Genomic DNA, 13,220 nt, shown 5'->3' with positions numbered 1-13,220 from the left:
CGTTTCAAAAACCCTCCTGATTTTTAGAGAAAAACTCTCTTATTTCATCGTCTTTAATAAAATAATATGCCATCTTTCCCTTTTTATAAAAATCAAGCACATCATTTTTATATAAAAGTCTTAAATGATGTGAAGTTGAAGCAACACTCATTTTCAATATCAAAGAAATATCACAAACACACAACTCATCTTCTTTAATCAAAGATAATATAATTTTCAATTTCTTCTCATCACAAATCTTTTCTAAAATGTTAAGTAATTTCTTAGATTTATCATCTTCTAAAAAACTTAAGGCATTGTTAACTTTATCCTCATGTACACAGATCACATCACAAGCATTTTTATAGCTCATATAAAATCACACCCTAAATTAAAATATAAATCCTAAAATTGTTTGAATAGTGTCATTTTCTATAATGATAAATAAACCTAAAGCTATATAAATAACAGCCATAATCCAACGACCAAATTTCTCAACAATTTCTCCAACTCCTGGAATATTAGCTAATTTTTGTGCAGTAAATACCAAGAAGAAAATTAAAATTAAAAAGACAAACAAAGTAATTAATAAATTAGTAACACTTAATGTCACAAAATAGGGAACAAATACACCAATATTATCAGCGCCACAACTTGCTATCGTAATAATTGCAATCGTACCAACTAGTTTAGACAATCCTTTTTCATTCAATTCTTTTTTAGCTCTCTCTTCTCCGTCACTATCACCATAAATAGCCACTTTAATTCCTAAATAAATCGGTATTAACCCTAATAATCCTAATATCCATTTTTCAGGAACATAATTTAAGACAAAGGCAAAGAATAAACTTATGACAATCAATGCCACAGATCCTACATATTGACCAATATAAATATCTCGATATTCTTTCCTAGTCTTTGCTCTAGCAAAGAACATTAATAAAATCACTAATAAGTCTAATGCTGTCACAATATAAAGAATAGCAGCAGTTACAATAGTCTGAATCATAATTACACCTCATTCAAAAATATTTTTGAATATATTATAACTTATTTTTTTTAATAATCATAGGTGCTTTATTCCAATTGCTTTATTGACGTTGAGCCTCGGAACTTTTAACAAACTCAAAAAATAGTCGAATGGTTGGCATATAATCATGAATTTTAAATGTTTTCTTTAAACCAAAGATAATATGGAATCAATATGTTCACTCCTTTGGTATATTCGCTGATATTTTATGCGTGCCTTGAGTGGAGATTTTTTGAGTGGCTTTTTCAAAAAATACTACCCGTCCCTTGATGATTTCCAAACGGTTTTCAAGTGCCCCTTGCTGAGATGGCAGGAGGTTTGTTTAAATTCAAATGTTCTTATTTTGAATTTTAAGGGGGTATTTTAAAGAATTAGGTATAAATCATATAGTTTTTAACCTAAAAACATACATAAGCTCTTAAAACGCAAATATGAGCCAAATAAAGATATTGATTTGGAGCGTTCCCATGAAAATATTACGCTCAAAAATTGTGAAACCAAAAAATAAGCATAAGTCAGATATTCAATCTCCCGTTGATGAAACGGCAAAATATCCAATAAAAGATACAGATTATATGACAGATGATGAGGAAAAAGCAGATGAGGAAGCTTTTAGTATTATTGCTTTCTGGAATTGGGAACGTAGGAATTATTTTATTAAAAAATAGTTCAATAATCGGGCCATTTTGCGGTACAATGAATTGCCTTCTGCTACTAATATTAAAAACACTTTTTTGGGATACTAATACCCCATATGGTATAATTGTAAAACAAGAAAGAAGGAAAGGACTGACAAATTGTATGGGTATAGGAAATATGATGGGCGGAATGGGGTTCATTGGCATGATTTTTTGGATTATCATTCTTGGCTTGTTATTTTATGGTGTATATATATTAATTGCAAAAGCTTCAGAAAAACCAAAAGGTGTAAGATCAGATGATTCTTTACAAATTTTAAAGGAAAGGCTGGCCAAAGGGGAAATTAATGAAGATGAATATGAAAAATTAAAGAAAGTGTTAAAAAAAGATTAGGGATACTTTGAATGAAAGGGGAAATAAGCGATGAAAAAGAAGTTACCTTTAGTGCTGTCGTTTGTACTAGCTGGTTTAATCGTCATTGGACAAACTGGTTTTACCCAAGGTTCTGATTATGACCAGAGAATGGATAATATGATAAATGCATGCACGAACTTCATGCAGTCCTTTGATGATAACAAAGAAAATAAGTAGTAAAGTATATAAAAACACAATAACTACAAGGCACTGAACCCTTAAAATGGGAACTTAATAAAAACACTATGTTCTAGGCTGCTAATTCTCTGTATTTTACAGGGGATAAGTAGCCTAGTTTTTGTTTAATTTGTTTTGTTGTTTCCATATGTTCCATCATCATTTGTTGCATCTGCTGCATTTGCTCCATATTCATTTCGGGCATGTTCATTTCAGAACGTCCCATGTAGTAATAAGGGTAACATATTAAAACAACTGTTATGACAAACTTAAAAAACAAAACACAAAAAGGATAGAGTATAAAACTAACTCTATCCTTATGATTCTAATCTATTCAACTATTTTTAACAGTTTTACATAATTAGCATTAAGACAAACTAAAGCTTTCTAATTTACAAATCACTTAGCGACGCATTTTATAAAAGATACGACGGAACTGAATATAAAATCAAGTTACATCAGCCCTACAAATACATTGAAATATATTACTAGATGTTTCTGCTAACAAACTGATGCAATGTATGTGGATCTCGTCTCAGAATCTGCGATAACACAACACTGTTTCCACGGAAACTGTGTTCATTGTAATGCCGAAACATAGTTAGTAGCGTCTGTGCCTGATAGCTAGATGCATCGATTTTCATCTGCCCGATAAAAGCTTCATCTGTTATATATGCAGATTTGACTTCTCTGCCTGCCACCTCGGAAAAAACTGCTTCCATATTCTGTAGTGAATAACTGCCTTTTCCACACAATTCAAAAGTTCCATTCGCATAGTCTTTGTTACTTAAAATCACAGCAGCTGCCTCCGCAAAATCCTCCATATCCACAAGACTCATCTGCGTCTCATCCGAGGTAAAAAACTTCTGAAGCATGGGACCACCGCTCTGAACGGATTTGACAGCTGGCATCAGCATCTGCATAAAGACAGCTGGTTGAATAATGGCAAAGTCCAGACCAGAATCTACCACCAACTGTTCTGTATGCAACTTTCTTTTATGATGCGGCATATCCTGAAGCACTGAATGTAGCACGGAATGGTAAACGAAATATATGTTTCCCACTTTCTTGGCGATTTGTATCATCTGTTCGCCGATTTCATCTTCTTTAGGATTTGCAGCAGAGCAAATATAGTACACGGTGTCCACTCCATGAAGAGCTTCTCTCAAATCTTTTTCTTCCGACATATCACCGACGAATACTTCCGTTGCACCAGCTTCTTTTACCTTTTCTATATTGGAGGCGCTGTGAATAAACGCCTTTGTCTCGATTCCCACCTTACTTAATGCACGAATGACTGCACATCCGACCTGTCCGCTTGCACCTGTTATCAATATCATAATATACCTCTCTTTCTATCTCATCAATAAATTTTTTCTTCGTAATTTAATACTAAGCAACTTGATAAATCACTATTTATTAATTTATTTACATCATTCATATGTCGTCATATTCTACTGTTGTTCACTAACTTATTTAAAATTATATCATAAACTATAATCAAGTAGTTTATTTAAGAAAGATGAGTATAAAAGCATTTTAACTTCGCTTAAATCTACTTATGTTCACTAACTTTGTCTTTTTCTCTTAAAGATATCATACCACTTAGATTTTTTAGTATCTTCTTCTTTTTCTTCCTGTACTTTTAATTCTTCAACTTCTAATTTTAATAATTTAAATTTTTTATTAGAAATCAAAGTTAATTGTTGTTGTTGATCTAAAAGTTTTTCTAAGTTTGCTCTTGATTTATTCGCTTCTTCCAACTGCTTTTCTAGTACCTTTATTAGCTTATCTTTGCTTGTTTCTTCTGCTGTACGGTGCTGTTCATTCGTTGTACGCTGTTGTACACTTGCTGTACACTCTTTATTGTCAATTCGTACATCAAATTCTTCTGCTAATTTCAAAAAAGCTTGGTGATCATACTCCAGAGGTTCATTTTCATAAGTTCTTGTATCTTCATTAATAGCTTTAATTTCAAGCTTTTCAAGTCTTCTTCTTATCTTTTGTCTTGGCTGATTTAATTCATCACATAAGTTTTTTATTGTATAAATTTTCTCCTTCATATGCCACCTCACTTAAAAACCATTGTATCATAATGCTGTACAAATCGTTGTACGCTTTATTACAGTGCTGTACACTCCACTAAATATATTTATAAACTGTTGTACGACTAATTTTTAAATTTTTAGCTATTTCTGTTGGCGTATGATCAGGATTTTCTTCTAAATATTCCCTAACAAGACTCTCTTTTGAAGGTCTACCTTCTTGATTTCTCCAATTACCTTCTGGATCATTTATTTCCTGTATTGCTCTTGCGCCTTTTAAATGTATCTCTTGTTTTCTGTAATTTCTTTTATTTTTTTCAATAGGGATATCTGTTAATTTTACAATGTCATCAATAGTAAAATTGTAATATTGTCTATCATAAGTTTCTAAAGCCGATTTAATATCATCTTCTTCTAAAGGATTGGAATGTTCTATTTCTTTTAATTCATCAAATATTTTATACATATCCTCTCTAACTTCATTTTTTGAAATATTACACTTTACAGCATAAATTGCCATACACATTAAATAAAAATAACGATGTCCACCCTTAACTTTATAAGACTGTCTTAACCACCAATCATAAAGATCTCTCTTTATATCCCATCTTTTAGCTCTCTTATCTCCTTGAACAATTACTCTCTCATACCACTCAGGAAACTTCTCTTCTGCTTCTTCTAAACTATATTGAGTTGGTCTAAATCGCTTATTTATATCTACTCTATTTTTTTCTTCATCTGCATAAGAATTAAGGTTCTGTTGCAAAGTTAATTTTATAGTATAATTTTAACAAAAAAGGAGCGTTCTCTATGAATTATTTTAGATATAAGCAATTTAATAAAGATGTAATAACTGTAGCCGTTGGCTATTACTTAAGATACGCGCTTAGTTATCGTGATATATCTGAAATACTAAGAGAACGCGGCGTTAACGTTCATCATTCAACGATCTACCGTTGGGTTCAAGAATATGCTCCTATTTTGTATCAAATTTGGAAGAAAAAGCATAAAAAAGCTTATTATAAATGGCGCGTTGATGAGACATACATTAAAATAAAAGGAAAATGGTGCTATTTATATCGTGCCATTGATGCAGATGGTCATACATTGGATATTTGGTTACGTAAGAAACGAGATAATCATTCAGCATATGCGTTTATTAAGCGATTTATTAAACAATTTGGTAAACCTCAAATGATAATTACAGACCAGTCACCTTCGACGAAGGTGGCAATGTCTAAGTTGATTAAAGATTTTAAACTTAATCCCGACTGTCATTGTACATCTAAATATCTTAATAACCTCATTGAGCAGGATCACCGTCATATTAAAGTGAGAAAGACGAGATATCAAAGCGTCAATACGGCAAAGAATACACTCAAAGGTATTGAATGTATTTATGGTCTATATAAAAAGAACCGTAGGTCTCTTCAGATCTACGGATTTTCGCCGTGCTACGAAATTAATCACATGTTGGCCAGTTAAGGGAATACTACCATGTTAAAATGATAATTAGTTATATTTTTTCTGACTTTGCAACAGAACCCAAAAAAAAGAGTCAGATAATATTAATGTTGAATCCAAAAGTGATACTCAAATAGTAGAAATCCTTAAAAATCAGATTGATACTTTGAATGATCAAATTGAGAAACAAGAAAATCGTCATGAAACAACAATTGAATTCTACAGAAAAGAGTTGCAGGAAAGATCAAAATTACTTGAGAATCAGCAAGTATTGGCATTAGAGAGTAATAAGAAGATTCAAAAATTGGAGAATCAATTAGAGGAAGAAAGACAGCTTAATTATTCCTTTGATACATCTGTTAATGATAGACAAAACGTTAATGGGCAAGAAGCAACATTTACCGAAGAATCTAAAGATATTAATCAAGAAGAAGAAGATGAACAGCCAACAGAAGTACAACATAAAGATGTAGCTGAAGAGAAAAAAGATGACAGTACAAACGAAAAAGTATTAGCAAAAGATGATAAACCATCTGAAGAAATAGAGAGTGAGAATGAGGATAGGGGAAAACAGCCCCCTAAAAAAGGGTTTTGGAGTCGTTTATTTGGTAACTAATTGTAATTAAAAAGGCACGACAAGTTTATGAACTTGTCGTGCTTTTTTATGTGAATCGAACTTCTGATAATCATTGTTTATGTTAACTTTAAATTAACTTTTGATACGTTTTATAATGTTCAACTTTATTTGTACACTTTGCAACAGAACCTTTATTTGTGTATTGGTATTCATTAAGTTAATAAGTAAAAATAATATAGATTTAATTTCACAGTTTGATAAAATGGATATTAATAATGTTTTAGGAGATATAATAATGAAGAAATTATTTTTCGCAACAACAATTTCAAGTGCTTTAATTTTAGGGGCTTGTGGTAATAGCTTTATCGAAAATGATAAAGAAGATGACAAAACAGATAATAAACAAACAGCTAAAAAAAACAAAGATGAACAACAAAAAAATACTTCAAATCAGGAAAGTAAGAATCAAATTTCTGAAAGTGAAGCTCTTAAAAGAGCCGAAAATGTTTTTTCTTCTGGTTCGTATCATGATTTTAAAATCGATCAGAATAGAACCAATAATTCTGAATATTTTATAACGTTTTTACTTAATGATGCTGTAGGTACGCCCCAAAAATCAGCAACTACAGTTAATAAACAAAGTGGTGAGGTTGGTGATTATTTAGATGATAGAACAGAAGAAGACATAGAAAATTATATCCAGTTTATAAGGGAAAGCCCTAAATATAAAGGTTCTAGTGAAAAACTCGAAGAACAAGCAAGAAAAGACCATACAAGACCTAATGATAATGAAAGAGAATCTAATGAACAAAAACCTAAAAAGGAACCTAATGAGCAATCTAACGAAGAAGCACAACAACCACGTAACGAAGGTGGAACGGCAAAAATAGCACCACCTGAAACAAAAGAAGAAGAATCAGACGAACGACAAAGTAATGACGAAAATGATGCAAATGAACCTAAATTTAAAGAGCAAAAACAAGAACAACAAACTCAACAAGTACCAAAAGCACAAAAGCAGCAAAATGAACAAGAAGAAAAAGATAAAGAAACAAAAGAAATGAGAGAGGAACAAGAATATGAAGGCCACGGATGATGGTAAGTTTAAAAAAGTGAGGATATTACTATTACAGCAGGGCACATGCCTGGTATGAAAAACGCTGAAGCTACTGTGAAAGGTGCCTATAAAACATACGCCTATGTTGTAAGTTATACACCTACAAATGGAGATAAAAAAGTTAATAATCATAAATGGGTCATTAATGAAGAGGTTGCTGACGCTTCTGAAAATGGGTTCGAAAAAGGCGATACGGTTAAGTTAGAAGGTGATCATATGGCTGGTATGAAAGGCGCAAAAGCTAAAATAGATGATGTAAAAAACACAACCGTTTACATGGTAGATTATAAATCAACGGAAAGTGACAAGATGGTTAAAAACCATAAATGGATGACAAGTGACGAACTAAAATCTCGTTAAACGTATTATTAACATCTATAAACCTTCGTTATTGGTTCTTTGAAATTTATATAAATATGGGACTAATATATAATATAATTAAAGTTACTAATCCCATTAATAAAACTATTTTTGAAAAAATACCCAACCAAATTAATTTTAATGAATAACCAATTTACCTTCTTTTTCCATTTCTTTTACAATCTTATCTTTAGGATATTTTGAACTATAATGAGGTGTACCATATTCAACTTTTGTTTTAAAAAACTTGCTTGCTACCTCATTTAATACATAACCTGCTAATAAACCCATTATAAATTTTTTCATATTTTATGAACTCCTTTTCTTTAATCTTCGTTTTTTACTTTTGTTACACCCTAATCATGTAATTAAAACCTTAAAAAAACCACTTTGCCTACTGACTGATTAAGGCTTACCCTAATAATACATAATATTAGCGTGTGTCTTTTGTTGTAATTTTACCATTTTGTTATATGATGATTTAAAAGGAGGCTATGTATAAAATCTTTGGAATCAAAAAGTTGAAATTATGGAGGTGCTAAAATGGATAAGAATTTGGCCGACTACACACATTTTCAACGCCAAGAAGCTATGAAAAAATATAAAATCATTGAACCCTATATAAAAAAACAGAAGTCAGTTCAAGATATTAGTAATAATAAACAAATACCTCAAAGAACAATTTATTCTTGGGTAAAAAGCTACGACAATAAGGGATTAATAGGATTAATAAACAAAAGACGAAAGGACTTAGATAAAGTTAAATTAAACAAAGATACGATCAATTATATTAAAAATGAATATCTATCTAACAAAGGTATATCTATAGCATCAATACACCGTAAAACTATAGATTGGTGTAATCAAATGAATTACCCTTTACCTAGTTATAAACAAGTTTATGCAAGTATTAAAAAAATATCTAATCATTTAAAATCCTACTCTGATTTAAATAGTAAAAAATATGCTGAAAAGTACGACGCTATTTACCTTAGAGAATGTAATTATCCTAATGAAATATGGCAAGCCGATCATACTATGCTAGATATAGAGGTTTTAAACGAAAAAAACAAACTTGAAAGACCATGGTTAACTGTAGTTTTAGATGATTTTAGTAGAGCAATTGCAGGCTATAGAATAGAATTCGGAACTCCAGATACTATTAGAACTGCACTAGTACTTAGACAAGTAATTTGGAAAAAGGGAAATCCAAATTGGCCAATTTGTGGTATTCCTGAAAAATTTTATACAGATCATGGTAAAGATTATACTTCTGACTATATGCAACAAGTTTCAGCAAACCTAAAAATGGAACTTATTTTTTCTAAAGTTGGTATACCAAAAGGACGTGGAAAAATTGAACGTTTTTTTCAAACTGTTAATTTGATGTTCTTAGAAGTTTTGCCAGGATATATTAAAAACAAGAAATCTAAGAAACATCTAACTTTAGAAGAATTAAATGAAAGGTTTGAAAAATTCATTTTAAATAATTACCATTATCGTCCTCATGGAACTACAAAAGAGTCACCTATAAAAAGATGGAATCAACCTAACTTTTTACCTAATTTACCAACTTCACGTGAGAGTTTAGATTTATTGTTGCTAACAACGAGTAAACCACGAAAAATTAGAAGAGAAGGGATTTATTTTAAAGGGTTAAGATATTTTTCAACTACTTTAATTGCTTATATTACTGAAGATGTATTTATACGTTATGACCCAAATGATATTTCTGAAGTAAGAGTCTACCTAAATAACGAATTCTTGTGCGTAGCTTATTGTAATGAATTAGAAAACCAAAGTGTAGGGATTAAGGAAATAGAGAGACAACGTGCCAATAATAAAAGAATTTTAGGTAAATCGATAGTCAATACAAAGCAAGTGGTTAGAAATATACAAGCTGAAAGATTAGATAAACGAGACAACCAAAGTAATCAACAAAAGAAGTCAAAATTAAAGAGGTATAAAATGACTAATAAAATTTTTGTTGAAACGAAACAATATCGTCGTTTTGAAGAATTTTGTGATAATTGTGCAAAGTATAAATACATGGGCGTTTGTTATGGGAATCCAGGGGTAGGCAAAACTTTTTCTGCACAGTACTATGCTAATTGGGACTATGTAAACCCAATCATTACTGAGTTTCAAAAAGCTGATGATAAAGGAAGTAATGTAGATGATGATCAATTTTTAAATTGTAAAACGATTTTTTATACAGCACCTCCTGTTAGACCTTCAAGAATTTATAAAGAACTATTGAACCTAGCTAGTGAATTAACATTAGGAAAAATTGGGTATCGATCATTGAAAAAACAAGAGGAGTTTAATGGATTAGAAGAACTTGTTAGATTGCAACCAGGTAATTATGAAATTGATTTGATTATTATTGATGAGATAGACCGGTTAAACTACAAAACATTAGAAATAATAAGAGATATTTATGACCAACTTGATATAGGTATGATTTTAATAGGTATGCCTGGAATTGAAAAACGTTTATCAAGATACCCTCAATTGTACTCTCGTATAGGGTTCAGCCATCAATTTGATAAATTAACAAATGATGAGTTAAAACATATTTTAGAATATAAATGGGAAGAGCTATCTCTTCCCGTTAGCTACGAAGACTTTGAGGATTATGAAGCAATTAATACGGTTATAAAGATCACAAATGGTAATTTCAGACTTGTTCAAAGACTGTTTTCACAAATAATACGTATTATGGAAATTAATGAACTTAGTAAGATAACAGTAGATGTTATCGAAACAGCACGTGAAGGTTTATTAATAGGAGAAAACGAATAAATTAGGAGGGATCATAAAGTGCGAAAAATTGGTTATGCACGTGTAGCGTATCCTGATCAAAATCTAGATACTCAAATAACTAAACTCTTAATGAATAGGTGTAATTTAGTTTATTCTGAACAAGTGAATGTTTATTACAAAGAACAACTAGAACTTGAACATTGTTTAGACGAGTTGCAAACTAACGATACTTTGGTAATAGAAAAATTGGAAGTACTAGGATTCACTCCAAAAAGACTAATAGAATTTTTTGAAAATAGAATATTACCATATGATATCTATTTAGAAGTGCTTGATTTAAGCATAAATACTAATACTGAAGAAGGTCAATTATTTATTGAAGTATTTAAAATGTTATCAGAAACAGAAAACATATTATTAAAAGAAAGAACAACGAACGGATTAGAAGCTGCAAAAGAACGTAGTAGATATGGGGGGGCGTCCTCAAATTTCTGAAGATAAACGAAATTATATCAAACAATTATACGCAAGTCGGACGTACACACCAAGTGAAATTTCAAAAATGGTAGGTTTGAGTAGGACAACAATATATAGAATATTAAAGAAATAAGTACGAAAGGACGTATTAATACGTCCTTTTTTGCAATTTAATAAGGGAAATCACTGCAATATAAAAAGGAAAATGACATATTTGCCAATCGTAAAAATCTATTATATTTTATGTCCAGAAAACGTTCGTTTTTGACACAAAACCTCTTACTATAAAAGTGAGAGGTTTTTCTTACATATTTTAGTTTCTAAACCTGTATTATGAAAATGGCAAAAAATATGACTTCTTAGACGCTGTCAGAATCTCTCATTTGTAGCGAGAATTAGATTTCATTAATAAGTATATAAGTGTCTTACCAAGTAGCGATAAAGTGATTAAAAGAGGTAGTATTTAAACGGCTACAATTGATTAAGCACGTGTATTCACATAAGATCAAAGTCTTGATGGACAAATTGCTACACTGGAAGAATGTAGTGTGAACGCATTTTTAATGAAAAAGCGAGTGGTCGTAAAACCAAAAGAGCAACATTTGATAAGTGTTTAGATTATTTACATGAGGAAAATATTCTCGTTATATAAACTAGGTCACCTTGGACGTACGACGAAACAGTTAATTGAGTTATCTCAGTTGTTAAATGAAAACAGCATTGATTTACATATTATCAATATGAACATATCAACGAAAGATGCGATGGGTAAGATGTTTTTTATCAGGATGATTGCATTCACTGAACTTGCAGCAACTTATTAAGCGAATGAACTAAAAAAGGACTGGAAGCTGTGAGAGCAAGAGGACGAAAAGACGACAGGCCTTCATTACCTGTCCAAAAAAAGAGAAATTAAATTATTATATGATGAACAAAAGATTACAGGTGTAGAGATTGCTAAACAAACAGGAGTGAGCCAACCTACGGTATATAGAATTATTAAAGAATTAAAATTTTAATATGAAACCTATAATGAGCAGTCTTACTTCGTGAAAACTACAACACTATATATATTTGATTTAGACATTGACAAATTATTAAGAAGCATGTAAAATTTTATGAAATCGTTTTCATATATTTAGGAGGGTTTTATGGCTACAATTAAAGATGTTGCGAATCATGCTGGATTGTCAGTAACTACCGTTTCACGTTATTTAAATAATCATCCTTATATTTCTGATGATAAAAAGGCAAAAATAAAAGATGCAATGTCTGAATTAGATTATATGCCTAATTCTTCAGCAACTCAATTACGTGCTAATAAAACATTTACGATTGGTGTAATTGTTTCTAGAATAACGAATCCATTTTTCTCTTACCTTATAGACGCTATTGATAAAGTAGTTAAACAAACACCTTATCATACATTAATAATGCAATCTTATGATGATGTGGATGAAGAATTGCGTTTATTAGATATGTTAAAGCAAAAAAATATTGATGGTATCATTATGGCCTCTTTGGAAAACGATGTATCAGTGATTAAGCAATATCAAAAATATGGACAAATTGTGTTAATCGGTGACAAATCATTGGCACACTCTAATATACCTACCATCGGTACTGAACAGGAGCAAGCAACGTACCATGCGATTCAATTTTTATTGAATAAGGGGTATACGGATATTGCTTACTGTACGGGAGGACATTTTTCCAAAACAAAACATGGATCTTCCCGAGATAAAGGCTATATCAAGGCATTAGAAGATAATCATATTGAATTAAATACTGAGCGTATTTATACAAATATACACACAATTGATGATGGAAAGCATATAGCTTCTACTGTCATTGCGATGTCCCAGAAGAGTAGACCGAGTGCTATTTTTGCAGGAAGTGATGAAGTCGCGGCAGGTATAATTCAAACATTTGAAGCTAATGGTTTAAATGTACCGATTGACGTTGCTGTAATGGGATATGACGATCAACCTTTTTCTTCAATGATAAGTGTACCTATTACAACTGTAGCTCAACCAGTGGAAGCGATTGGACAAGAAGCAACGCACTTACTCATGAGTTTATTAGATGGTAAAAAATATGATATTGATATAGATAAATTGAAACTGAAAATAGTGGAAAGAGCATCAGTATAAACAAAAGAACAGCTTAAATATC

General features: G+C 31.0%; 16 protein-coding genes and 4 pseudogenes. 13 read left to right on the top strand and 7 right to left on the bottom strand.

What is annotated here, in order from left to right:
• Positions 1–4: 4 nt before the first annotated feature.
• Positions 5–352 (bottom strand): ArsR/SmtB family transcription factor, encoded by a 348-nt coding sequence (locus tag ISP02_RS12045; RefSeq protein ID WP_002467551.1) that lies wholly within the window; start codon positions 350–352, stop codon positions 5–7.
• Positions 353–370: 18 nt separating this feature from the next.
• Complete coding sequence (locus tag ISP02_RS12040) at positions 371–988, bottom strand: CadD family cadmium resistance transporter (RefSeq protein WP_002467537.1); 618 nt, start codon at positions 986–988, stop codon at positions 371–373.
• Between the two features lie 488 nt (positions 989–1,476).
• On the opposite strand from ISP02_RS12040, the gene ISP02_RS13070 reads away from it, so the two are divergent.
• From ISP02_RS13070 to ISP02_RS12025, 3 genes are read left to right on the top strand one after another with little or no spacing between them, the layout of a single operon-like run.
• A complete protein-coding gene (locus tag ISP02_RS13070) occupies positions 1,477–1,677 on the top strand; it encodes a hypothetical protein (RefSeq protein ID WP_073346352.1) in 201 nt (66 codons plus the stop codon).
• Positions 1,610–2,041 carry an SHOCT domain-containing protein gene (locus tag ISP02_RS13315; RefSeq protein WP_224725325.1) on the top strand — a complete coding sequence of 144 codons (432 nt, stop codon included), beginning with the start codon at positions 1,610–1,612 and terminating at the stop codon, positions 2,039–2,041. The genes ISP02_RS13070 and ISP02_RS13315 overlap by 68 nt, the downstream gene beginning before the upstream one ends.
• 51 nt (positions 2,042–2,092) lie before the next feature.
• The gene (locus ISP02_RS12025; RefSeq protein ID WP_173020195.1) at positions 2,093–2,239 is read left to right on the top strand and encodes a hypothetical protein; all 147 of its coding nucleotides are present in this window, start codon (positions 2,093–2,095) and stop codon (positions 2,237–2,239) included.
• A gap of 73 nt (positions 2,240–2,312) precedes the next feature.
• On the opposite strand, the gene ISP02_RS12020 is transcribed toward ISP02_RS12025, so the two are convergent.
• From ISP02_RS12020 to ISP02_RS12005, 4 genes are all read right to left on the bottom strand, one after another.
• Complete coding sequence (locus ISP02_RS12020; RefSeq protein WP_021459086.1) at positions 2,313–2,450, bottom strand: hypothetical protein; 138 nt, start codon at positions 2,448–2,450, stop codon at positions 2,313–2,315.
• 277 nt (positions 2,451–2,727) lie between these two features.
• Positions 2,728–3,579 carry an SDR family oxidoreductase gene (locus tag ISP02_RS12015; RefSeq protein ID WP_040030568.1) on the bottom strand — a complete coding sequence of 284 codons (852 nt, stop codon included), beginning with the start codon at positions 3,577–3,579 and terminating at the stop codon, positions 2,728–2,730.
• Positions 3,580–3,807: 228 nt separating this feature from the next.
• Entirely contained in the window at positions 3,808–4,302 is a 495-nt protein-coding gene (locus tag ISP02_RS12010) for a DUF536 domain-containing protein (RefSeq protein ID WP_052437230.1), read from the bottom strand.
• A gap of 79 nt (positions 4,303–4,381) precedes the next feature.
• On the bottom strand, positions 4,382–5,050 hold the full coding sequence (locus ISP02_RS12005) for a helix-turn-helix domain-containing protein (RefSeq protein WP_052437231.1): 669 nt from the start codon (positions 5,048–5,050) through the stop codon (positions 4,382–4,384).
• Between the two features lie 44 nt (positions 5,051–5,094).
• Here ISP02_RS12005 and ISP02_RS12000 point away from each other — a divergent pair, with 44 nt between their 5' ends.
• The 4 genes and pseudogenes from ISP02_RS12000 (at position 5,095) to ISP02_RS11985 (ending at position 7,802) form a co-directional block, all read left to right on the top strand.
• Positions 5,095–5,769 carry an IS6 family transposase gene (locus ISP02_RS12000; protein WP_195721754.1) on the top strand — a complete coding sequence of 225 codons (675 nt, stop codon included), beginning with the start codon at positions 5,095–5,097 and terminating at the stop codon, positions 5,767–5,769.
• 61 nt (positions 5,770–5,830) lie between these two features.
• Positions 5,831–6,364 (top strand): annotated as a pseudogene (locus tag ISP02_RS11995) (DUF536 domain-containing protein); the annotation flags it as partial.
• Positions 6,365–6,620: 256 nt separating this feature from the next.
• Entirely contained in the window at positions 6,621–7,421 is an 801-nt protein-coding gene (locus ISP02_RS11990) for a hypothetical protein (protein ID WP_002512571.1), read from the top strand.
• Positions 7,405–7,802: pseudogene (locus tag ISP02_RS11985) on the top strand (YdhK family protein). Before ISP02_RS11990 ends, ISP02_RS11985 begins: the two are co-directional and overlap by 17 nt.
• A 138-nt stretch (positions 7,803–7,940) precedes the next feature.
• On the opposite strand, the gene ISP02_RS11980 reads toward ISP02_RS11985, so the two are convergent.
• A complete protein-coding gene (locus ISP02_RS11980) occupies positions 7,941–8,108 on the bottom strand; it encodes a hypothetical protein (RefSeq protein ID WP_193014041.1) in 168 nt (55 codons plus the stop codon).
• Between the two features lie 237 nt (positions 8,109–8,345).
• Between ISP02_RS11980 and ISP02_RS11975 the strand changes: the two are divergent.
• From ISP02_RS11975 to ISP02_RS11955, 6 genes and pseudogenes are all read left to right on the top strand, one after another.
• Positions 8,346–9,515: pseudogene (locus ISP02_RS11975) on the top strand (DDE-type integrase/transposase/recombinase); the annotation flags it as partial.
• A 255-nt stretch (positions 9,516–9,770) separates the two neighbouring features.
• Positions 9,771–10,607, top strand: a complete 837-nt coding sequence (locus ISP02_RS11970; RefSeq protein ID WP_195721885.1) for an AAA family ATPase — start codon at positions 9,771–9,773, stop codon at positions 10,605–10,607.
• An 18-nt stretch (positions 10,608–10,625) separates the two neighbouring features.
• The gene (locus ISP02_RS11965) at positions 10,626–11,063 is read left to right on the top strand and encodes a recombinase family protein (protein ID WP_328806056.1); all 438 of its coding nucleotides are present in this window, start codon (positions 10,626–10,628) and stop codon (positions 11,061–11,063) included.
• Positions 11,038–11,178, top strand: a complete 141-nt coding sequence (locus ISP02_RS13060; RefSeq protein ID WP_235980514.1) for a helix-turn-helix domain-containing protein — start codon at positions 11,038–11,040, stop codon at positions 11,176–11,178. The genes ISP02_RS11965 and ISP02_RS13060 overlap by 26 nt, the downstream gene beginning before the upstream one ends.
• Positions 11,179–11,569: 391 nt before the next feature.
• Positions 11,570–12,064: pseudogene (locus ISP02_RS11960) on the top strand (recombinase family protein).
• 132 nt (positions 12,065–12,196) lie between these two features.
• Positions 12,197–13,198, top strand: coding sequence for a LacI family DNA-binding transcriptional regulator (locus ISP02_RS11955; protein ID WP_195721753.1), 1,002 nt, complete (start codon positions 12,197–12,199; stop codon positions 13,196–13,198).
• Positions 13,199–13,220: the final 22 nt, after the last annotated feature.

Source organism: Staphylococcus durrellii (assembly GCF_015594545.1).
GTDB lineage: Bacteria > Bacillota > Bacilli > Staphylococcales > Staphylococcaceae > Staphylococcus > Staphylococcus durrellii.
This window is presented reverse-complemented; position numbering and strand designations above follow the sequence as displayed.

What these genes read in the sequence shown, in the direction of transcription:
- ISP02_RS12045 (WP_002467551.1), bottom strand. Translation starts at nt 352, where the DNA reads ATGAGCTATAAAAATGCTTGTGATGTGATCTGTGTACATGAGGATAAA.
- ISP02_RS12040 (WP_002467537.1), bottom strand. Translation starts at nt 988, where the DNA reads ATGATTCAGACTATTGTAACTGCTGCTATTCTTTATATTGTGACAGCA.
- ISP02_RS13070 (WP_073346352.1), top strand. Translation starts at nt 1,477, where the DNA reads ATGAAAATATTACGCTCAAAAATTGTGAAACCAAAAAATAAGCATAAG.
- ISP02_RS13315 (WP_224725325.1), top strand. Translation starts at nt 1,610, where the DNA reads ATGAGGAAGCTTTTAGTATTATTGCTTTCTGGAATTGGGAACGTAGGA.
- ISP02_RS12020 (WP_021459086.1), bottom strand. Translation starts at nt 2,450, where the DNA reads ATGAACATGCCCGAAATGAATATGGAGCAAATGCAGCAGATGCAACAA.
- ISP02_RS12015 (WP_040030568.1), bottom strand. Translation starts at nt 3,579, where the DNA reads ATGATATTGATAACAGGTGCAAGCGGACAGGTCGGATGTGCAGTCATT.
- ISP02_RS12010 (WP_052437230.1), bottom strand. Translation starts at nt 4,302, where the DNA reads ATGAAGGAGAAAATTTATACAATAAAAAACTTATGTGATGAATTAAAT.
- ISP02_RS12000 (WP_195721754.1), top strand. Translation starts at nt 5,095, where the DNA reads ATGAATTATTTTAGATATAAGCAATTTAATAAAGATGTAATAACTGTA.
- ISP02_RS11990 (WP_002512571.1), top strand. Translation starts at nt 6,621, where the DNA reads ATGAAGAAATTATTTTTCGCAACAACAATTTCAAGTGCTTTAATTTTA.
- ISP02_RS11980 (WP_193014041.1), bottom strand. Translation starts at nt 8,108, where the DNA reads ATGAAAAAATTTATAATGGGTTTATTAGCAGGTTATGTATTAAATGAG.
- ISP02_RS11970 (WP_195721885.1), top strand. Translation starts at nt 9,771, where the DNA reads ATGACTAATAAAATTTTTGTTGAAACGAAACAATATCGTCGTTTTGAA.
- ISP02_RS13060 (WP_235980514.1), top strand. Translation starts at nt 11,038, where the DNA reads ATGGGGGGGCGTCCTCAAATTTCTGAAGATAAACGAAATTATATCAAA.
- ISP02_RS11955 (WP_195721753.1), top strand. Translation starts at nt 12,197, where the DNA reads ATGGCTACAATTAAAGATGTTGCGAATCATGCTGGATTGTCAGTAACT.